The 20,150-nt window shown below is 68.7% G+C and carries 21 protein-coding genes and 1 pseudogene; 12 read left to right on the top strand and 10 right to left on the bottom strand.

Features of this window, described 5'->3' with window-relative positions; translation table 11 throughout:
* From PGN37_RS07155 to PGN37_RS07140, 4 genes and pseudogenes are all read left to right on the top strand, one after another.
* Window positions 1–186, top strand: a pseudogene (locus tag PGN37_RS07155) (DUF7159 family protein); the annotation flags it as partial.
* A 4-nt stretch (window positions 187–190) separates the two neighbouring features.
* On the top strand, window positions 191–787 hold the full coding sequence (locus PGN37_RS07150) for a Pr6Pr family membrane protein (RefSeq protein ID WP_335330323.1): 597 nt from the start codon (window positions 191–193) through the stop codon (window positions 785–787).
* 116 nt (window positions 788–903) lie between these two features.
* Window positions 904–1,641, top strand: coding sequence for a L,D-transpeptidase (locus PGN37_RS07145; protein ID WP_335330342.1), 738 nt, complete (start codon window positions 904–906; stop codon window positions 1,639–1,641).
* A gap of 74 nt (window positions 1,642–1,715) precedes the next feature.
* Window positions 1,716–1,880, top strand: a complete 165-nt coding sequence (locus tag PGN37_RS07140; RefSeq protein WP_335330322.1) for a hypothetical protein — start codon at window positions 1,716–1,718, stop codon at window positions 1,878–1,880.
* Here the strand turns inward: PGN37_RS07140 and PGN37_RS07135 are convergent.
* Window positions 1,865–2,290, bottom strand: coding sequence for a lipoprotein LpqH (locus PGN37_RS07135; RefSeq protein WP_335330321.1), 426 nt, complete (start codon window positions 2,288–2,290; stop codon window positions 1,865–1,867). The genes PGN37_RS07140 and PGN37_RS07135 overlap by 16 nt on opposite strands.
* Window positions 2,291–2,369: 79 nt before the next feature.
* Window positions 2,370–3,146, bottom strand: a complete 777-nt coding sequence (locus tag PGN37_RS07130) for an MmyB family transcriptional regulator (protein WP_335330320.1) — start codon at window positions 3,144–3,146, stop codon at window positions 2,370–2,372.
* A gap of 85 nt (window positions 3,147–3,231) precedes the next feature.
* On the opposite strand from PGN37_RS07130, the gene PGN37_RS07125 reads away from it, so the two are divergent.
* Window positions 3,232–3,516, top strand: a complete 285-nt coding sequence (locus PGN37_RS07125; protein WP_335330319.1) for a hypothetical protein — start codon at window positions 3,232–3,234, stop codon at window positions 3,514–3,516.
* 12 nt (window positions 3,517–3,528) lie between these two features.
* Here the strand turns inward: PGN37_RS07125 and PGN37_RS07120 are convergent, their stop codons facing one another.
* Complete coding sequence (locus PGN37_RS07120) at window positions 3,529–4,785, bottom strand: cytochrome P450 (protein ID WP_335330318.1); 1,257 nt, start codon at window positions 4,783–4,785, stop codon at window positions 3,529–3,531.
* A 214-nt stretch (window positions 4,786–4,999) separates the two neighbouring features.
* Here PGN37_RS07120 and PGN37_RS07115 point away from each other — a divergent pair, with 214 nt between their 5' ends.
* Entirely contained in the window at window positions 5,000–5,488 is a 489-nt protein-coding gene (locus PGN37_RS07115) for a hypothetical protein (protein WP_335330341.1), read from the top strand.
* 12 nt (window positions 5,489–5,500) lie between these two features.
* On the opposite strand, the gene PGN37_RS07110 is transcribed toward PGN37_RS07115, so the two are convergent.
* From PGN37_RS07110 to PGN37_RS07095, 4 genes are all read right to left on the bottom strand, one after another.
* A complete protein-coding gene (locus tag PGN37_RS07110; protein ID WP_335330317.1) occupies window positions 5,501–7,756 on the bottom strand; it encodes a molybdopterin-dependent oxidoreductase in 2,256 nt (751 codons plus the stop codon).
* On the bottom strand, window positions 7,753–8,346 hold the full coding sequence (locus PGN37_RS07105; RefSeq protein ID WP_335330316.1) for a TetR/AcrR family transcriptional regulator: 594 nt from the start codon (window positions 8,344–8,346) through the stop codon (window positions 7,753–7,755). Before PGN37_RS07105 ends, PGN37_RS07110 begins: the two co-directional genes overlap by 4 nt.
* A gap of 79 nt (window positions 8,347–8,425) precedes the next feature.
* A complete protein-coding gene (locus PGN37_RS07100; RefSeq protein WP_335330315.1) occupies window positions 8,426–9,559 on the bottom strand; it encodes a nitronate monooxygenase in 1,134 nt (377 codons plus the stop codon).
* 53 nt (window positions 9,560–9,612) lie between these two features.
* Window positions 9,613–10,368 (bottom strand): HAD family hydrolase, encoded by a 756-nt coding sequence (locus PGN37_RS07095; RefSeq protein WP_335330314.1) that lies wholly within the window; start codon window positions 10,366–10,368, stop codon window positions 9,613–9,615.
* A 202-nt stretch (window positions 10,369–10,570) separates the two neighbouring features.
* Here PGN37_RS07095 and PGN37_RS07090 point away from each other — a divergent pair, with 202 nt between their 5' ends.
* Both PGN37_RS07090 and PGN37_RS07085 read left to right on the top strand, forming a co-directional pair.
* On the top strand, window positions 10,571–10,957 hold the full coding sequence (locus PGN37_RS07090) for an STAS domain-containing protein (RefSeq protein ID WP_335330313.1): 387 nt from the start codon (window positions 10,571–10,573) through the stop codon (window positions 10,955–10,957).
* A 45-nt stretch (window positions 10,958–11,002) separates the two neighbouring features.
* Window positions 11,003–11,449 carry an ATP-binding protein gene (locus tag PGN37_RS07085; RefSeq protein WP_335330312.1) on the top strand — a complete coding sequence of 149 codons (447 nt, stop codon included), beginning with the start codon at window positions 11,003–11,005 and terminating at the stop codon, window positions 11,447–11,449.
* 3 nt (window positions 11,450–11,452) lie between these two features.
* On the opposite strand, the gene PGN37_RS07080 is transcribed toward PGN37_RS07085, so the two are convergent.
* Window positions 11,453–12,526, bottom strand: a complete 1,074-nt coding sequence (locus PGN37_RS07080) for an NAD(P)H-dependent amine dehydrogenase family protein (protein ID WP_335330311.1) — start codon at window positions 12,524–12,526, stop codon at window positions 11,453–11,455.
* A gap of 80 nt (window positions 12,527–12,606) precedes the next feature.
* On the opposite strand from PGN37_RS07080, the gene PGN37_RS07075 reads away from it, so the two are divergent.
* From PGN37_RS07075 to PGN37_RS07060, 4 genes are read left to right on the top strand one after another with little or no spacing between them, the layout of a single operon-like run.
* On the top strand, window positions 12,607–13,353 hold the full coding sequence (locus PGN37_RS07075; RefSeq protein ID WP_335330310.1) for a glucose 1-dehydrogenase: 747 nt from the start codon (window positions 12,607–12,609) through the stop codon (window positions 13,351–13,353).
* Window positions 13,354–13,406: 53 nt separating this feature from the next.
* A complete protein-coding gene (locus PGN37_RS07070) occupies window positions 13,407–16,154 on the top strand; it encodes a glycoside hydrolase family 2 protein (protein ID WP_335330309.1) in 2,748 nt (915 codons plus the stop codon).
* A 52-nt stretch (window positions 16,155–16,206) separates the two neighbouring features.
* Window positions 16,207–17,475: a competence/damage-inducible protein A gene (locus tag PGN37_RS07065; protein WP_335330308.1), complete on the top strand. Its 1,269-nt coding sequence runs from the start codon at window positions 16,207–16,209 to the stop codon at window positions 17,473–17,475.
* A gap of 10 nt (window positions 17,476–17,485) precedes the next feature.
* A complete protein-coding gene (locus PGN37_RS07060; RefSeq protein ID WP_335330307.1) occupies window positions 17,486–17,710 on the top strand; it encodes a hypothetical protein in 225 nt (74 codons plus the stop codon).
* Here the strand turns inward: PGN37_RS07060 and PGN37_RS07055 are convergent, their stop codons facing one another.
* Both PGN37_RS07055 and PGN37_RS07050 read right to left on the bottom strand, forming a co-directional pair.
* On the bottom strand, window positions 17,711–18,634 hold the full coding sequence (locus PGN37_RS07055; RefSeq protein WP_335330306.1) for an alpha/beta fold hydrolase: 924 nt from the start codon (window positions 18,632–18,634) through the stop codon (window positions 17,711–17,713). It lies immediately after the preceding gene.
* Between the two features lie 42 nt (window positions 18,635–18,676).
* Window positions 18,677–20,143: an amidase gene (locus tag PGN37_RS07050; protein WP_335330305.1), complete on the bottom strand. Its 1,467-nt coding sequence runs from the start codon at window positions 20,141–20,143 to the stop codon at window positions 18,677–18,679.
* Window positions 20,144–20,150 lie beyond the last annotated feature (7 nt).

The following is a 20,150-nucleotide window of genomic DNA, read 5'->3' as shown; positions in this document are numbered from 1 at the left end:
ATCGAGAGCACCGACCCGCTGCCGGTCGACGCGGCCCCGCCGCCGCCACCGGTCGTGGAACCTCCGCCGGTGCCCGAGCAGCAGCCCGGCCTGCTGCAGCGCATCCGCGATCGCTTGGCCGGGATACGCGACGAGCCGCCGCCGGTCGTCGAGCCGGCGCCTCCGCCGCCACCGCCTCTACCCTGAGGACGTGACCCTGCGTATCGGACTTCGCGTCGGGATCGTCCTGGCCGTTGCCGCGGCCCTGCTGGTCGTCGGCGTGACCTCCGAGCGTGGTCTGTGGTGGCGGATGGTGACGTTCACCTATCAGGTCAACGTCGCGGCGGCCGCCTACTATCTCTGGACGCTGGTCCGACCGCGCGCCGACGTGCGCGCCGGTCTGCGCGGGGCCGTGGTCCTCAACCTGGTGATGGCGGGACTGGTGTGGAACCTGTTCCTCGTCGAGCGCAGCATGGGCTACACCGTCGCGAACCTGCTGCTGCACTGCGTCGTCCCGGTGCTCGCGCTGTGCGACTGGGTTCTGGTAGGCCGGCGCCCGGCAACCGCGACGGCGTCGCTGGCGTGGTGGCATCCCGTGGCGTGGCTGACGTTCCCGGCGGCGTATCTGGTGGTGGCGCTGCTGGTGCTCAACGACCTGGGCCGGCGGGCGCCCTACTTCTTCCTGGATGTCGACAGCGTCGGTGCAGCCGCGGTGGCCACCAACGTCGCGGCCCTGGCCGTCGGGGTGTTGGCGCTGGGATATGCGTTGCTGGCCGTCGGTGGCGGAGTGAAACGTTCCCCCGCGTGAGCGCGATAGTCGTTCAACAGGGGTCACACCCGTCGATTACCTAGGATGGCACCGTGGCGAGCGCCTCACGTGAACACAACCGACTCCGCTTCTCGATCGTCCGCTTCGCGGCCGTGATGGGATCGGTCGTCGTCATGACCGGACTCTCGGTCGGGCCGTCAGCGGTCGGAGCCATCGGCTCTGCGCTGCCGACGCTCCCGTCGACGATCAGCGAGATGTCGCCGTCGCCCGGTGAGACCGTCGGTGTGGCCCACCCGGTCACGGTCACGTTCACCGCCCCCGTACCCGACCGCGGCGCTGTCGAGAGCTCGTTCGCGGTGAGGCCGACGGACGGCGGGCCGGCCCAGGGCACGTTCTCGTGGCTCGACGACCGGACCGTGCAGTGGACACCCACGCAGTTCTTCCCGGCGCACGCACCCATCGACGTCTCGGTGGGCGGATTCGCCACCAGCTTCCAGACCGGGTCGTCGGTGGTCGGGGTCGCGGACCTCGACGCGCACACGTTCACCGTCAGCATCGACGGCGTCGTCGCCCGGGAGATGCCCGCCTCGATGGGCAAGCCGAAGCACACCACGCCGATCGGGAGTTTCACCGCACTGGAGAAGCAGAAGTCCGTGGTCATGGACTCGCGGACCATCGGCATCCCGCTGTCGGATCCCGAGGGCTACAAGCTCACCGTCGCCGACGCCGTCCGCGTCACCTGGGGCGGTGTCTACGTGCACTCCGCCCCGTGGTCGGTGGGCTCGCAGGGCTACGCGAACGTCAGCCACGGCTGCATCAACCTCAGCCCTGACAACGCGGCGTGGTACTTCGACACCGTCAGCGTCGGCGATCCGATCATCGTCCAGGCCTGACCCGGTCACCGCACCGTCATATTCGTCGGGCACATACCGGGTAGTCCTCTGTCATCGACGACGGAGGTGCGATCATGCACGACCACCCACGCGAGACCGCGAGCCTGGCTGATGTGTCCGAGATCGGGGACTCACCCATGCTGCGGGCGATGAGCGGCGAATACATCAGCGTCGAGGCGCACGACAACCTGGTCGCGATCGCCCGCTACGAGGAGAGACTCGCTCAGCAGTTGGTCTGAATCCGGAACTTCGCTTGCGCGTCGTCGCTCGGTGTCGCGGTGAAGTTGCCGTCCGCGGTGCCGGTGATCGTGTACCGCCCCTGCTGACCAGTCACCTGGGCATCGCCCATGTTGCCTTTCCAGAAGTTGCCGGAAAAGCCTGCGACATCGCGGAATTCGACCGACTCGGCTTTGGGGGGGCCGTCCATCGCCAGCACGGCGGTGAATCCCTTGTCCTTGCCAGCCGTCTGGATGTACCAGGTGAAACCCGTCTGCCGGCACGTCACCGGGAACGCGCCTCCGGCATCGTTGCCGTCGATCGCGACGGTTGCCGTGGTGCCGCCGAGTGCAGGCTCGGGCGATGAGCACGCCGTCATCCCGAGGACGGCTCCGCCGACGGCGACGATCGCGGCAAGATGTCGAGTCTCCATGGCGCACGACTCTATGCGGTGATGAGCCGTTGCCCGGGGACTTCCCGCGCAATCCGCGCGAGGCGTCACCCCGGGCGTGTCATTGCAGGGCCGCCGCCGTCGCGGCATCGGCGGGCAGAAACGCTTCGATGCTGAGTTCGGCGGCGGTGAGATCCAGCGCGGTTCCGAACGTCGTGACCATCGACAGCAAGCGCAGTTCGGCGCCGTCGGGGGTGACGAGATCGAGCGGCACCGCGACCCCGCCCAGATCGGGGGATCGGTCGTCCCCGCCCGGGTAACCGCCGATCTCGTCGAGCAGTGCGGTGAGGTCCCCGGTGTCGTCGGCTGCCGCCTCCCGCCGCAACCGCGCGATCAGGTGGGCGCGCCACTGACCGAGGTTGCGGATGCGCGGCGCGAGGCCGTCGGGGTGCAGTGCGATACGCAACGCGTTGGGCCGGTCGAGCAGGTGCGGCGCGACGCCGGCGAGCAGCACGCCGGCGCCGGCGTTGGCGCTGATCAGGTTCCAGACTCGGTCCACGACGACGCAGGGGTATGGGTTGTAGGCCTCGAGCACCCGCGCCACGCCGGCCTGCACGGACGCCATGTCGGGAGCGTCCAGGGACCGCTCGGTGTAGGCGGGTGCGTGTCCAGCGGCGATCAGCATGCGGTTCTGGTCGCGCCGAGGCACGTCGAGCACATCGGCCAGCCGCAGCACCATCGCCCGGCTGGGTGTCGCGCGGCCCGTTTCGACGAAGCTGACGTGGCGCGCCGAGACGTCTGCTTCCAGTGCGAGGTCGAGCTGGCTCAGGCGGCGCCGCACCCGCCACCGCCTCACCATCGCGCCCACCGTGGCCGGCGGGGCCTCCTGGATCACCATCGCTTCAGTCTGGGCCGTGCCGGTAGGGGGCGCTACTACCTCGGAGGTAATTGCGACGCTTACCCGAGGCGCGAATCGTGGAGGCATGTCCGGGATCTCCCACACGCCCCGCTGGCTGCGTATCGTCCTGATCTGCGACCGAGCAGGCTCGGCGTGGTACGTCGGTACCGGTTTCTTCTTCGCGCCCGTCCTCGCCATCGTGTCCCCGTGGCCCGCGGTGACGACGGCGCTGTGGGTGCTGATCGGGTTGGCAGGGCTGTGGTTGGGCGTGCTGGGCCTGGCCATGGCGACCGGGCTGGCGATGGTGCTGCGAAACGGCGGCGAGCTCGGCGAGGACTACTGGCGTTCTGTCATCGACTATCCGAGCTAACGCATCGAACGCTCAGTGGGCGACGGGACAACCCGTGCCGGTGTAGTCGACCTGCCAGTGCTTGATCCCGTTCAACCAGCCCGAGCGCAGACGTTCCGGGGTTCCGATGGACTGCAGATCGGGCATGTGGTCGGCGATGGCGTTGAACATCAACTCGATGGTCATGCGGGCCAGGTTGGCGCCGATGCAGTAGTGCGCCCCGGTGCCGCCGAAGCCCACGTGCGGGTTCGGATCGCGCAGGATGTCGAACGACGAGGGGTTGGTGAACACCTCTTCGTCGAAATTGGCCGAGCGGTAGGACATCACGACCCGCTGCCCCTTCTTGATGGGCACGCCGGACAGTTCGTAGTCACACAGCGCCGTGCGCTGGAACGAGGTCACCGGCGTCGCCCAGCGCACGATCTCGTCGACCGCGGTAGCCGGGCGCTGCGCCTTGAACAGCTCCCACTGGTCGGGGTGCTCGGTGAACGCGATCATGCCGTGGGTGATCGAGTTGCGGGTCGTCTCGTTGCCCGCGACAGCGAGCAGCACCATGAAGAACCCGAACTCGTCGTCGGAGAGTTTGTGGCCCTCCACGTCGGCTTCGACCAGCTTGGTGACGATGTCCTCACCCGGCTGCTCCGCCCGCTGGGCCGCGAGTTGCATCGCGTACATGATCAATTCCGTTGCCGCATTGCGGTTGTCGTAGTGCGCGAACTCCGGGTCGTCGTCGCTGACCATCTGGTTGGACCAGTCGAAGAGCTTCTTGCGGTCCTCGATCGGCACACCGAGCAGCCCGGCGATGGCCTGCAGCGGGAGTTCGCATGAGACCTGTTCGACGAAGTCGCCCGCACCTGCGGCCGCAGCGTTCTTGGCGATGTCCTGCGCGCGGGCATCGAGGTCGGCGCGCAGCCGTTCCACGGCTCGCGGGGTGAAGCCGCGGGAGACGATCTTGCGCAGATGGGTGTGGTGTGGGGCATCCATGTTGAGCAGAACGAACTTGCCGGTCTCGATCTGCTCACCCGTCGAGCCCTCGGGATAGCGGGGGAGTGCGGTCTTCTCCAGGCTGGAGAACACGTCGCTGCGCTTCGAGATCTCTTTGACGTCGCGGTGTTTGGTCACCACCCAGTAACCGCCGTCGCCGAAGGGGCCGGCGCCGCCTGAGGTCTGCTCGTTCCACCAGATGGGTGCGGCGCGACGCAGCGCGGCCAGTTCCTCCACTGGGAGTCGCTCGCAGTTGAGGTCCGGATCGGTGAAGTCGAAACCAGGGGGAAAGACCGGAGTCGGCATGCAGTGGCTCCTTGCGTCATCGGGGGTGCCGTCATGGGGTGCCGTCACGGGGCTCGTATTCGATACCTACACCACCGGCAGGGCTCACGGCGCCGAGTTCGCGGAGTTCGGTCGAAGAGAGCTGTAACGAATGTGACGCGGGGGGAGAAGCACAGGGTGACAATGAACCCAGGCGGCCTGCATCGTGGCCGCACACCCGAAGGGGGAACCGGTGATGATCGGATGGCAGGTCAGGACCGCTTCTGCTGTAGGCGCCGCCGCGGTCGCGGGGCTGCTGGTGTGTGCGCCCATCGCGGCCGCCGATCCCGGTCCCGCGGTTCCGCCGCCGGCCCCGGTTCCTACCCCAGTTGCGCCGCTGGATCCGGCGGCGCTGGATCCGGCGACGCTGCCGGGTGCGCCGGTCCAGGCGCTGGCCGGTGGTGCACCCGATGTGGCTGCGGCACCGCCCGCCGAGGTTCCGCACCTGTCCAGCCCCGAGAACCTGCCTCCGGGCACCACCGAGACCCCGACGACGCAGACCCGACTGGGGTATCTACGTGACCTCTGGCATTCGATGCAGACCCAGGAGGTGTCGGGCTCGGATGCGCTGCTGCTGCTGACCCAGCGCCCGATGACGGCGACGCCGGGCATGGTTCCCACCCCTCCGGCACCGGCCGCGCCGCCGGCACCACCCGTGCCCGCGCCGGCCCCGCTGGCACCCTGAGGCGCCGGCGCTCTACCGCGCGCCGGCCGTTCCCACCATCGCCTCGATCCGGGCGGGCACATGCTTGTGCAGCGGGGTGCCCGCATAGGCGTCGCGCCATTCACTGGACGTGAGCGCGTTCGGCGCGACTCCGGGCGCGACGGTGTCTCCCTGGGCGTCGACGTAGTCCACCCCGAATCCGTTGGGCAGTGATGCGTGCCCGGGCAGCATCGCGTCGCTGATCTCGACGACTGCCTCGGCCGTGCCCGCCGCGGTGGTGATGCGAGCCGGTCCGCCGTCGGTCAACCCCAACGCGGCCGCGTCCGCCGGGCTGACTCGCAGTGCCCCCTGGACATCCCGGGTGCGCCAGCTGGGATCGCGCAGGATGTCGTTGGCAGTGAAAGCGCGCCGTTCTCCGGCCGAGAGCACGAACGGGAACTCGGGCGAGGTGAGTGTCGCGGATTCCGCGGCCAGCTTCTCCACCTCGGCGAGCATCTCCGGCATGGCGATCGCGATCCTGCGGTCGGGGTGCGTGATCAGAGCGAAGTCGTCCTCGTACTCGTGCACCGTGAAGGTGATCCCCGAGCGCCCGGTGAGGATGGCCTCGAACAGTGCGTTGCCGTCGGCGTGGCCGGCGCGCCGGACCGCCTCCGGATAGGTCATCGCGGTCTTCTGCGCCAGCCCCCACAACGCAGCCGCGCCGGCCAGACCGTCGGGCAGCGTCGCACCCAGCGTCTCGTACAGCACGAACGGAAGCACCTTGGCCAGGCCGGGATTCGCGCCGACGGCGGTCAGGAACGCCGCGGCGAACTCGTCGAGACCACGCTCGGCGGCCTCGCGCAGCGGTGCGAGCTCGGCCTCGTCGACGACGCCGAGTGCGCGGGTCAGACGGGCCCAGATCTCGGGTTCGGGCAACGTGCACTCCAACGGCTCCATCAACCGGTGGCGTAGGTGGAAGGTGTTGCGCGGGAACTCCAGATTGAAGAACGTGGCTTCGGCCTTCTCGAACTGGCTGGCGGCGGGCAGCACGTAGTGGGCCAGCCGGGCCGTCTCGGTCATCGCCACGTCGATGACCACGAGCAGTTCCAGGCTCTCGAACGCCGCGCGCACGGCGCGGGAGTCGGCGATCGAGTGCGCCGGATTGCTGCTCTCCACGATCAGCGCGCGGAACCGGTCGGGGTGGTCGGTGAGAATTTCGTCCGGCACCACGTTGCTCGGCATCAACCCGCCGATGATGGGCGCGCCGGTGACCGGGGTGCGGCCGACACCGCCGGGCCGGAACAGCGGCGCGAACGACGAATGTAGGTGCTGGGAGCCCGGTTTGGCGAAGTTGCCGGTCAGGATCCACAGCATCTTGTTCAGATACGAGCACACGGTGCTGTTCACCGACTGCTGCACGCCGAGGTCCTCGAACACCGCGACGCTGTCGGCGCGGGCGATGCGGCGGGCAGCGTCCCGCAGCAACTGCTCGGTGACGCCGCAGCGGTCGGCGTAGTCGGCGACGGGCACCTGCGCGAACACGGCGCGTACCTCGTCGGCGCCGCTGACGTGCTCAGCGAGAAAGGCGTCGTCGCAGAGGTTTTCCTGCACCAGCACCGCCACCAGCGCGGCCAGACACCAGGCGTCGGCGCCGGGCCGCACGCGCAGATGGAAGTCCGCCATCTTCGCGGTGTCGGTGACCACGGGGTCGATCACGATCATCGACCGTGCCGGGTCCTTGGCGATCTCGTTGAGTACCACGCGGGCGCGCGGAAAGCTCTGAGACATCCAGGGGTTCTTGCCCACGAACACCGACACCTCGGCGTGGTCGAACTCGCCGCGGGTGTGGCCGCCGTAGAAGTGGGCATCGACCCAGTGCTCGCCGGTCTTCTCCTGAGCCAGCGCGTTGGACCGATGGTAGGAGCCCAGCGCCTTGAGGAAGGCGCCACTGTAGGCACCCCCGAGGTGGTTACCCTGGCCGCCGCCTCCGTAGTAGAGGATCTTGTCGCCGCCGTGGGTGTCGGCGATCGCGGTGAAACCCGCGGCGATCTCCGATATCGCTGTGTCCCAATCGATTTGCTCATAGGAGCCGTCTGGTCGGCGACGCATCGGCGAGGTCAGCCGGTTGCGCTGGTTCTGGTAGTGGTCCAGCCGCAGCGCCTTGTTGCAGGTGTAGCCCTGCGACGCCGGGTGGTCCTTGTCTCCGCGGATGCGGGTCAGCTTGCGATCCTCGACCGCAACGACGATGCCGCAGTTGCATTCGCACAGGATGCAGGCGGTCGGCTGCCAGTCGGCGGTCGTGTCGGTCATGGCGTGGCTCGCTTTCTCGCGCCCGCGGGTAGCGCCGCGCGGATCATCTCCGCGAGCTGGGTGTGCACCAGGCGCAGAGGTTCGTCGTCGCGCTGGGCCCGCGCGATGACGATCGCCCCCTCGAACGCCGACAGCGTGAACACGGCGAGCCCCTCGGCGCGGTCTCCTGCGACGCCGTCGGCACGCAACCGGGCGGCCAGCGCCTCGCGCCACCGGGCGAACGCCGCAGCGGCGCGGTCGAGGACGGGACGCTCGGGCGCACCGGGGTCGCCGGCTTCGACAGCTACCGCGACCACCGGACAGCCCGCCCGAAAGTCGCTGTCGCGCAACAGTTGCGCCTGCCGGGAGAACAACTCCTCCAACGCGTCGAGGCACGACGGGGCGGCGTCGAGCTGGCTGGCCATGTAGGCCGCGGCGTAGTCGACGGCCTCGCAGAGCAGTTGGGTCCGTCCGCCAGGGAAGTAGTGATAGGCCGAGCCGCGGGGCGCGCCGCTGTGTTCGAGCACATCGGCGATCGCGGTTGACTGGGCGCCACGCTCCCGAATCAGCAGCGCCGCGGAGACCACCATGCGCTCACGAGGACTGGTCATGTATGCAACCATACATAATCTGTCGCGCGAAATGGGCGTGGTTGTCGTCGCCCAGCGACGACAACCACGCCGAAATCACTCAGACGGAGGCGGCCTCGTTCAGTTCGGAGAGGCGGCCTGTGGCCTCCAGGTACTCCTGCACCCAGCGCTCGATCACGATCGCGGTCTTCTCGACCTTGGTGAACTGGCCGACCACCTGACCGACGGGATTGAAGGCGACGTCGACGGACTCGTTGGGGTACTTGTGCGTCGCGGCCACCGCCATGCCCGACACCATGTACTGCAGCGGCATGCCGAGCGGCTGCGGATTCTCCGGGTTCTCCCACGCCTCGGTCCAGTCGTTCTTGAGCATCCGCGCCGGCTTGCCCGTGAAGGACCGGCTGCGCACCGTGTCGCGACTGGTGGCCTTGGCGTACGCGGCGTGCTGCACCGGCGTGTGCTCGGACTCTTCGACCATCACCCACTGCGACCCGGTCCAGGCGCCTTGGGCGCCCAGCGCCAGCGCCGCGGCGATCTGCTGGCCGCTGCCGATGCCGCCCGCGGCGAGCACCGGGACGGGTGCGACCTCCTTGACGACCTGCGGCCACAGCACGATCGAACCGATGTCACCGCAGTGCCCGCCGGCCTCGCCGCCCTGGGCGATGATGATGTCGACACCCGCGTCGGCGTGCTTACGGGCCTGGTAGGGAGATCCACACAGCGCAGCCACGACGCGACCCTGCTCGTGGATGTGGGCGATCATGTCGGCCGGCGGGGTGCCGAGCGCGTTGGCGATCATCGTCACCTTCGGATGCTGCAGCGCCACCTCGACCTGAGGGGTGGCGGTCGCCTCGGTCCAGCCGAGCAGCTGCAGGGCGTCGTCGTCACTGTGCTCGACGGGTACCCCGTGCTCGGACAGGATCTTCTTCGCGAACTCGATGTGCTCCTGCGGCACCAGGTCGTTGAGCGTCTTCTTCAGCACCTCGGGGTCCATGTCCGCGGCGTCGGAGCCCTCGTACTTGTTCGGGATCACGATGTCGACACCGTAGGGGTGGTCGCCGATGTGCTCGTCGATCCAGTTCAGCTCGATCTCGAGCTGCTCGGGGGTGAAGCCGACCGCGCCCAGCACGCCGAACCCGCCGGCCTTGCTCACCGCGACCACGACGTCACGGCAGTGGGTGAAGGCGAAGATCGGGAATTCGATGCCGAGTTGGTCGCACAGGGGAGTATGCATAGTCCGCTCCTGGTGGGCTCATGGGCCGAACGCGTCGGAAATTAGAACGTGTTCTACTTTAGTACACCGCGGAGGCCGTCGTGGCTTCCCCTGCCCGGAGTGGTGACTCGCAGAACCGGCCAGCCCTCCACGGCGGCGCGGGCGGCCAGATCGCGACGGGGGTTCACCGGGCGCGGCTGCCCCACCAACTGCATCAGCGCGATGTCCTCGTTGCCGTCGGCGTAGAACCAGCTGTCGGCGAGTTCGATGTCGCGTTGTTCGCAGAGCGCCACGACCGCGTCGGCCTTGCGCCGCCCCCAGATCACCGGGCGTCGGATCCGCCCCGTGAGGAGGCCGTCGGCATCGACCTCGAAGTGGTTGCAGACCACGTGTTCGATCTCCAGGAACCTGGCCACGGGCTCAGCGTGAATGGTCAGCGCCGACGAGCACATCACCACGGTGTGGCCGCGGCTCTGATGCGCGAGCACCACGTCGTGCATGGCGGGAAAGAGCCGCGACCGGACGCGTTCGCGAAACAGCCGCTCGCCGATGTCGTCGAGTTCGGTCAGCGACTCACCGCGCAGATACCCGGCGGCGCGCTCCAGGAGCTTCGCGAAATCGACGCGGCCGAAGCGGTACCGCATGGCCGCCTCGATGACCCCGGTCACCTCGCCGAGCCGGGCCTGACGACGACGGATGCGGTCTCCGGCGTGCGCCGTGGCGGTGAAACCGTCGACCAGCGTCCCGTCCAGATCGAAGAACGCACCGACGTGAGGGCCCTGCGGGCTCGCCGCGATCGCCGCCAGCAGGTCGGTGGGGAGTGCGGTCACGGTCTCCTCGCGTTCGGCCGGTGTCGCCGTTGACTCGCCATGCTACGGACCACGCCGACACTCCTGGTTTAATCTGTGCCGGTCGCCGCAAACGGCCACGGTAGTTTGGTAGCCGGGTTCAGGAAGCAGCCTGTGCGAGAGGGTGGACGGGAGTCTGCGCTCTCACAGTGGGCGGACAGCGGCCTGACATGGAAGGTGAACCTTGGACGAGCAAGCAGGCGACGGCACAACCGCCTCAGCAGGGGCTTCGAACTGCGACGTGACCGAACGATGGGTCGATGGCGTGGCCATCGTGGCGGTCTCCGGCGTCGTCGACATGCTCACCTCACCGCAGCTCGAGTCGGCCATCGATGCCGCTCTGGCGCAGAAGCCGTCCGCCGTCGTGATCGATTTCACGAAAGTGGAATTCCTGGCCTCGGCCGGCATGGGCGTTCTGGTCGCCGCACACGACAGAGCGGGCGCCGACGTCGCATTCAGCGTGGTAGCCGACGGTCCGGCGACCAGCCGGCCCCTCAAATTGGTGGGCATCGCCGAGATCGTGAGTCTCTATCCGAACCTGGACGAGGCGCTCGCCGCACGTGACGCGTAGGAAAGCCGCGTAGAAACGTGCGTCTTCGGGTAGCCACCGACTGCCATGATCGATTCCATGCCGCCGGCTGAAGTAGCCAATGCAGAACGTTTCGAGCGGTTCGGCCTCGATGCCGACGCCGGAACGGTCGCGATGGCGCGCCGTGAATTCGCCGCCTGGCTGAACCGCTACTTCGCCCTCGACGAGGAGCGCTGCAGTGACTTGGTGCTGGCCATCAACGAGGCACTGGCGAACTCGGCGGAGTTCGCCTATCGGCTCTCCGAGCGACCCGGCACCATCGACATCTGCGCTCTCTACGACGCGGAGCGCCAGACGCTGACGGTGGACGTCAAGGACCGCGGCACGTGGCGCACTCCGCAGACCGACCCGGTGCCACGCACCCGCGGCCGCGGCATCCCGCTGATGGAGACGCTGTCGGACCGCTCGGTCATCGAACCGTCGACCGAAGGCACGCACGTCCGCCTGGAGTGGCACGGCGTGGCCCGCCGCTGATTCCTATTTGCGGTACGTGCCGGCCCCGGTGACGAGCGGCAGATCGAGCGTCGTACGGATGCCCGGCTCCGCGGCCACCACCGCGGGTATCGCGTTCACGATCCGGCCTGCCGCGGCGAGAATGGCCGCGTAGTTGTGGTCGCCGTTGCCACTGGTCGGGCAGATGTCCATCGCGTAGGACGGTTCCCCGGTGATCTCCACCCGATAGGACCCACCCTCCTGGGCCGGTTGCGCCCAGTCGGGCCGCAGATCGCCGCGCAGCCGGGTGATGTGTTCGACGACGATGACGGGCTCGGACCCGACGAGGCCTTCGATCTGGAAGCGCACCGCGGCGACGGTGCCCTTCTTGATCGTGCCGACAGCCACGTCGAAATCCTCGGGTGCGGGCTCCTGCTCGACGGTGTCTCTGATGTCGTCGATCGTCACGCCGAGCCCGGCAGCGAGCTGGTGGATGGCCACGCCCCAGGCCGCGCTCAACACGCCGGGTTGGTACAGGAAGGGCAGATCGCCGATCTCGTTCCCGAAGCCCATCACGTCGAACATCACGGTCGCACCGTCGTAGGTGGCGTAGTCCGCGATCTCCATCGTCCGGATCTGGCTGACACGCTGGCAGGTGCCGGCCAGCGCCAGCGGCAGCAGGTCGGTGACGAACCCGGGGTCGACACCGGTGACGAACACCGTGGCATTGCCCTCCTGGGCAACGGATTCCACCCGCTCGATCGCCCGTTCACCGATGACGCCCCAGGGATAGGCGAGAAAACCCGGTGACGAGCCGACGACGTTGATCCCCGCCTCGAGGAAGGTGCGGACATCGGCCAGCGCCTCCTTGGGCCTGATGTCGCCCATCGCGCAGTAGACGACGCAGTCGGGCGCGTCATCGATGATCGCCGAGAGGTCCCCGACGGCACGGACTCCCGTGGTGCCGCCGAGGCGGGCCAGTTCCGCGGCGTCCTTGCCGAGCTTGTCGGCCGAAGACACCCAGACGCCGGTCAGCTCGAACCGCGGGTCCTCGATCAGCTGACGCAGCGTCAGGCTGCCGCAGTTGCCGGTGCCGATCTGCGCCACTCGAATCGCCATGGCGGCCAGTATGCGTGGTCGACCGCCGAATTGGAACAGGTTCTAATTGCGCGGGGTGTGGTGCGGTAGCCTGTCGCCCCATGGGACGCGTGGACGGAAAAGTGGCACTGATCAGTGGCGGCGCGCAGGGGATGGGCGCCGAGGACGCCCGGGCACTGATCGCCGAGGGGGCCAAGGTCGTGATCGGCGACATCCTCGACGACAAGGGTCAGGCGCTGGCCGAGGAGATCAACGCCGAGACGCCCGACTCGATTCGCTACGTGCACCTCGACGTCACCCAGGCCGACCAGTGGGACGCCGCGGTGGCCACCGCGCTCGAGGCCTTCGGCACGCTGAACGTGTTGGTGAACAACGCCGGCACCGTCGCACTCGGCAAGATCGGTGAGTTCGACATGGCCAAGTGGCAGAGGGTCATCGACGTCAACCTGACCGGGACCTTCCTCGGCATGCAGGCCTCGGTCGAGGCGATGAAAGCCGCCGGCGGCGGTTCGATCATCAACATCTCGTCGATCGAGGGGCTGCGTGGCGCGGTGATGGTGCACCCGTACGTGGCGTCGAAGTGGGCCGTGCGTGGGCTGACCAAATCGGCGGCGCTGGAGCTCGGCCCGCACAACATCCGCGTGAACTCCGTGCACCCCGGCTTCATCCGCACACCGATGACCAAGTTCTTCCCTGACGACATGCTGCGAATTCCGCTCGGCCGGCCCGGCCAACCGGACGAGGTCGCCACTTTCGTGGTGTTCTTGGCCAGTGACGAATCGCGGTACTCGACCGGGGCCGAGTTCGTCATGGACGGCGGTCTGGTCAACGACGTCCCGCACAAGTAGCTGCGCCCACACCGGGGCCAGTCATCACCGCTGAACCGCAGCGTCGTCGCGGCATGCGCACGACGCTGATCGTCGTCCTGTTGGCGGCCCTGGTGGCGGTGCTCGGTGTCGCCGATTTCCCCGACTTCGCCCGCCCCACTCCTGACCCGTCGCGCGTCGAACTGGCTCAAGGGTGGAGCCTGGCCTCTGTCCGCGTCGCCGGCGACGACGGAGCCGCCCTGTCATCGGCGAGCGTCCCGCAGGCCGGGTGGCATCCGATACCCCACATGCCCGCCACGGTCCTGCAGACCCTGCAGGCCGACGGCAGCTACCCCGACCTCTTCGTGGGCACCCGGCTGCGCGACGAGGTGCCCTGGGACCTGTACCGGCAGGACTGGTGGTACCGCACCACTTTCGACGCACCTGTCGGTCACACGACCTATCTGCTGGACTTCCCGGGCATCAACTACCGGGCCGAGATCTGGCTCAATGGGCACCGCATCGCCGGCTCCGATCAGATCGTCGGCATGCACGCCGCACACCAGGTCGACGCGTCGCCCTGGATTCACCGCGGCGGCACGAATGTGCTGGCGGTCAAGGTGACTCCGGAACAGGCACTGCAGGACGTCGACGGCGTCGAACTCGCCGACAGCTGGTACGACTGGATCAACTGGCGCTACCTGGGGTATCGCGAACAGCCGGATGGGCTGCCGGTCAACAACTCCTTCGTCCCGGATCGCAACGCGGGCATCTGGAAGCCCGTGACGCTGCAGATGTCACAGGATGTCTCGCTCGGTGAGAGCGCGGTGACCTCCGAATTGCCGCTGCCGCGGGCGGATTCGGCGACGCTGACCGTGTACACGACGGTGCGCAACTACTCGCCCGCCAGCGTGCGCGGTGTGATGCGCGTGACCATCAGCAGGGCGGGAAAGCCCGATCTGACGCTCGATCAACGAGTGACGTTGGCGGCGGGGGAGAGTCGGGAGGTGAGCTTCGGCGCGGATCGGTATCCGCAATTGAGGCTGGACCATCCGGACCTGTGGTGGCCGTACACGATGGGCGACCCCGCGCTCTACGATCTGCGCACCGAGTTCCGCCGCTTCGGGCACGATTCCGATTCCCGGACACAGCGTTTCGGTATCCGCACCGTCACCGCGCACCGCGACGGCGACACCAGCCACCCCGAACTGGGCACCGGCGGCAACTTCTATCTGACCGTCAACGGCCGCGATTTCCCGGTGCGGGGAGCCGCATATTCTCCCGATCTGCTGTTCGCCGATGACCCGGTGCGTGACGCCGCCACGTTGCGCTATGTGCGCGACCTCGGCCTGAACATGCTGCGCCTGGAGGGGAAGTTCCCGGGCGAGCGGTTGGTGCAGATGGCCGACGAACTCGGCATCCCGCTGATGCTGGGATGGATGTGTTGCAACCAGTGGGAGAAGTGGTCGCAGTGGGACGACGAGGACAATCGCGTCGCCCGTGACAGCCTGACCTCGCAGATCACCATGTTGCGTTCGCACCCTTCGGCTTTCGTGTGGGCCAACGGCAGTGACGGCACCCCGCCGCCGGACCTGCTGGCCGACTACCGCCGGATTCTCGCCGACCTGCACTGGCCCAACGCCGTGGTCGACACGGTGTCCAGTTTCGCCCGGGACTCCGATGGCAAGGTCCTGTGGGACGGCATCCACATGGCCGGACCCTACAGTTGGCGCCCGCCCAGCTACTGGTTCGCGGGCCGGTACGGCGCCGCCCGGGGCGCCAACGCCGAGCAGGGCGACAACGAACACATCCCGCCGATGGCGAGTCTGCGCCGCTTCATCCCGCCCGACAAACTGTGGCCGATCAACGACACCTGGTCCTTCCACGCGGGCGCGAACACCAGCAACTCGTCGTTGACGACGATTCGCCGCGCGATCGACCGGCGCTACGGACCGTCGACGAATGCGGAGATGTTCACCACCAAAGCACAACTGGCGCACTATGAATCGACGCGCGCGCAGTTCGAGGCGTTCGCCGCGGGCGGCTGGGACACGCACAAGATGACGATCTACTGGATGCTCAACAACCATTGGCCGTCGTTCTTCGGGCACCTCTTCGACTACTACCTGCGCCCGGGTGGCGCCTACTTCGGCGCCAAGACCGGGCTGCGCCCGTTGTCGGCGGTGTTCGACGCCTATGTCACCGGCGATCACAGCCGTGCCGCACTGACCGTCGTCAACCAGACCCCGGCCGATCAGCGGGACCTGCGGGTGCGGGTGCGGGTCTACGACGTGGCGGGCCGGGTGCGCGAGGATCGCACGAGTCCACCGGTCGACGTCGCCTCCGGGGGGTCCGCGACGGCGCTGTGGTTGCCGCGCGTCGCACCGGATTCCCCGGTGTTCTTCGTCCGCGTCGAATTGCGCGACGCCACAAATCATCTCGTCACTGACAGCACCTACTGGCAGTCTCAGCGTCGCGACGACGTCGGCGACCCGGGCAACGACCAGGCGTTCGAGCTGCGGCCCGCCCGCTGGGCCGACATGACCGCGTTGAACACGATGCCGCGCGGCAGGCTCGACGTCACCGCCCGGCGCGACGCGGACGGGGTCACCATCCGCCTGCACAATCCCGGCCGGGGGGTCGCGTTCTTCGCCCGCGCGGAACTCACGCCCGCACCGGACGCCGACGAGATCCTGCCGATCACCTACACCGACAACTACGTGACCGTCTACGGCGGGGAGACCGTCGAGATCCGCGGGCAGCCGCTGGCGGACACGCCCCGCGCGGACTGGGTCCGTGTCACCGGCTACAACACCGCGCCGGTCGTCGTTCCGGTCCGCTGAGCTCCGGTCCGCTGAGTTCCGGTCGGCTGACTCATGCGTACTGTCTCAAGGTGTGAGCGCACGGGCGGGCATCGTCATCACCGGAACCGAGGTCCTCACCGGGCGGGTGGCCGATCAGAACGGGCCGTACCTCGCTGATCGCCTCCTCGAACTCGGCGTGGAACTCGCCCACATCACGCTGTGCGGTGACCGTCCCGGTGACATCGAGGCGCAGTTGAGGTTCCTCGCGGATCAGGACGTGGACCTGATCATCACCAGCGGCGGCCTCGGCCCCACCGCCGACGACATGACCGTCGAGGTGGTGGCCCGCTTCTGTGACCGCAAGCTGGTGCTCGATGCCGAGCTGGAGGCGACGATCCGCGGCATCGTCGACGGGCTGATGGCCCGCTACCCCGGTGTGGACGTCGAGGCTGTCCACGCCGCCAACCGCAAGCAGGCCCTGGTGCCCGCCGGTGCGACGATCCTCACCCCGGTCGGCACCGCGCCCGGTGTCGTCGTCCCCGGCCACCCGACGGTGGTGGTGCTGCCCGGTCCGCCTCGTGAGCTGCAACCGATGTGGCGGGCGGCGGTGGCCACCGACGCCGTGACCGAGGCAATGGCCGGCCGCACGGACTACCGCCAGGAGACCGTGCGGATGTTCGGGCTGCCGGAGTCCGGTCTGGCCGAGACGTTGCGGGAGGCCGAGCGCGGCGTCGACGGGTTCGATCGGCTCGAGATCACGACGTGTCTGCGTCGGGGTGAGCTGGAGATCGTCACCCGGTTCGAGCCGCAGGACGCACCCGTCTACGACGCGTTGCTGGCAACGCTGTCGGACCGGCATGCCCAGGAGATCTTCTCCACCGACGGGGCCCTGGTCGACGACCAGGTGGCCGCGCTGCTGGCCGGCCGCAGGATCGCGACCGCCGAGAGCTGCACCGGCGGTCTGCTGGCCGCGCGGCTCACCGAGCGGCCCGGCTCGTCGGCCTACGTGTGCGGCGGTGCCGTCGCCTATGCGAACAGTGCAAAGGCCGAGGTGCTCGGCGTCGACCCCGGACTGATCGACGAGCACGGCGCGGTGTCCGAGCCGGTCGCCGAGGCAATGGCCCGCGGCGCACTGGCCCGTTTCGGTGCCGACACCGCGGTGGCGATCACCGGTGTCGCGGGGCCGGGGGGCGGCACCGCGGCCAAACCGGTGGGCACAGTGTGTTTCTCGGTGGCCCTGGCCGAGGGCCCCGTCGTCACCCGGACGACGACGATGCCCGGCGGTCGGTCGGACGTGCGGGATCGCTCGACCACGATCGCGATGCACATGCTGCGCAGGGCACTGACCGCACCCCGCTAGGGTGTGCACCATGGTTGACACCGACGAGCGGCAGGCGGTCTCGGCGCTCGCCCAGGAGACCGGCTGGACACTGCGCACAGCAGAGCGCAACGACTACTTCACCAAGGGTGACGTCCGCGTCCACGTCGTATGGCAGGACGACAGCGCCCTCAATGGCGGCACGCTGTTCCACGACGACCTCTTGACGTCCTACAGCCGTGAGTTGCCGACGGTGCAGAGCTGGCTCAGGCGCTGATCAGTTCTCGCCGGCATCCCACAGCGCGGTCATCGAGGTGAGGATCGCCTCGGCCTCTCCGAGCCCACCGAGGTGGCTCTCACCCGAGAGCGTGTAGAGCTCCGCATCGGGCAACCGGGACACCACGTGCCGGCCGTGCGCGAACGGCACGATGTGGTCGGCGTCGCCGTGCCACCACCGCACCGGCTGCTTGACGTCGGCGAGCCGGAAACCCCAATCGCGAGCGAACACGACGATGTCGGCGAACGGCGCGGCGAGTTGTTTACGACTGCCGTTGAGCAGATCGTCGAGGAACATCGCCTTGAACTCGGGGCGCGCGAGCAGTCGGCGATCACCCTCGGGGGACAACGCGCCATACAGCCCGATGATCGGGTTGGCGACAGGCTTGACCATGCGGATCAGCGGCGTGGCCATCAAACTCAGCGTCGCGCCCATGTGCTCGAGCACTGGCGCCACGTGCACCCCGAGTGTTCCCATCGCCCCGCCGCCGATCGCGTCGGGCCCTTTCGTGGGTGCGACACCGCCGAGGACGCCGGCCGCGACGACCCGGTCGGGCATGGCTGCGGCAACACCCAGCGTGTAGGGCCCCCCGCCGGACAGCCCGATCACCATCATCTTCCCGATGCCCAGCGCATCGGCCAGCGTGCGCAGGTCATCGGCGAAGTCGATCACCCTCCCGTAGGCGTACGGCGTGGACGAGCCGATGCCGGGACGGTCGATGCCGATCAGCCGGATACCGTTGCGCTCAGCGTAGAGCCGCGCTTCCAGCGGAATCTGGCGGCGCGCGCCCGGGGTACCGTGGAGCCAGAAGATCGGCGTGCCCTGCGGATCGCCGAACTCGGCAAAACCCAGCCGTCGGCCCGCACGGTCCGGGCCGACGGCGACGTTGCCTTCGAGCTTGGGACGGGTGATGTCGGTGGACATGCGCGACAGTGTCGCATGCCCGACGAGCGCGTCCCGATGGCCTCAGCTCGCGGTGATCCAGCCCGGCGGGCGGCGGTCGGCCCACCCCACGGCCGCTTCCAGCTGTGCAGCCAGTGTCAGCAGGACCGCCTCGTCGGGCGCCATCAGCTGCACACCGATCGGCAAGCCGTCGGCCGTCACGCCGAGCGGCAACGAAATCGCCGCCCAGCCAGTGACATTCGCCAGCGATGTCCAACCGGTCGTCGCGAATTCGACGTCGAAGAACGCACGCGTGGTGCCGCGCGGCTGATCGAGCAGTCCGTAGGGCGGCGGGGGAGTCAGCAGTGTGGGCACCAGCAGCACGTCATGACCGAGCATCTGTGTAGCGAAGCGCCGCGTCTGGGCATGGATCGCGGCGATGGCCTCGGCATAGGCGACGCCGGTGGTGTGGAAACCCTCCTGGATCATCACCCAGGAGCTCGGTTCGAACTCGTCCTCCCGCGGCTCGCGACCGAGATGCTCGCGCGCCGTCGCGAACAGTTCGACGTTGCTGACGGTGTGCAGGACCGCGATCGCGTCGGCGACCGCGTCGGCGTCGATCGAGGGCGCGCCCGGCTCGACGTGGTGGCCGAGATCAGCCAGCACGGCCGCCGTCCGTTCGACGGCTGCGACGACGGCGGGGTCGGTTGCCGGACCGGGGAACGGCGATCCGGTGGCCACCATGATGCGTTGCGGCGCAAGCGGTTCGGCGATGGCACTGAGGAACGGCGTCGCCGGCAGAGGCGCCGAATACGGGTCGCCGACACCGCTTCCGGTGACGGCGTCGAGCAACGCCGCGCTGTCGCGCACGGTGCGGGTGAGGGCGTGCTCGTTGACCAGACCCTCCAGGCCGTGGCCGGCCCCCGGCGCGAACGAGGTCCGGCCGCGTCGCGGCTTGAGTCCGACCAGACCGCAGCATGCGGCGGGCACTCGTATCGATCCGGTGCCGTCACCGCCCGACGCAGCGGGCACGATGCCTGCGGCGACAGCCGCGGCCGAGCCCCCGCTGGAACCACCGGGGGTGATCCCGGGCGCCCACGGGTTGACGGTCGCGCCGAACAGCGACGGTTCGGTGGTGCAGTGGTTGCCCCACTCGGGAGTGTTGGTCTTTCCGAAGATCACGAGACCCGCGTCGAGGTAGCGGGTCACGATCCAGGCGGTGTCGGAGGCGATGTGGGTGCGCAGCGCGCGGCAGCCCATCGCCTCGGGGGCACCGGCTAATGATGCGCCGAGGTCTTTGAGCACAAACGGGACCCCGGCGAGTGGTCCCGCATGCCCGGTGCGCAGCACACCGGACGCGTCGAGCGCTGCGGCACTGGCGCGACCGCGGTCGACGAGGTCGGTGATCACCGCGTTCAGCGCGCGTCCGGCGTCGAGGCGGATGATCGCGGCCTCCAGCAGGTCAGCGGCGCTCAGGTCACCGGCGGCGACCAGGGCCGCCTGGCCGACGGCGTCGATATCGGCGAGTTCGACCGCCGTACGTGCGTCCATGCGCCGA

It is taken from the genome of Mycobacterium kyogaense, assembly GCF_036946525.1.
GTDB lineage: Bacteria > Actinomycetota > Actinomycetes > Mycobacteriales > Mycobacteriaceae > Mycobacterium > Mycobacterium kyogaense_A.
The sequence above is the reverse complement of the archived record's forward strand: the minus strand, read 5'-3'. Positions and strand labels throughout refer to the sequence as shown.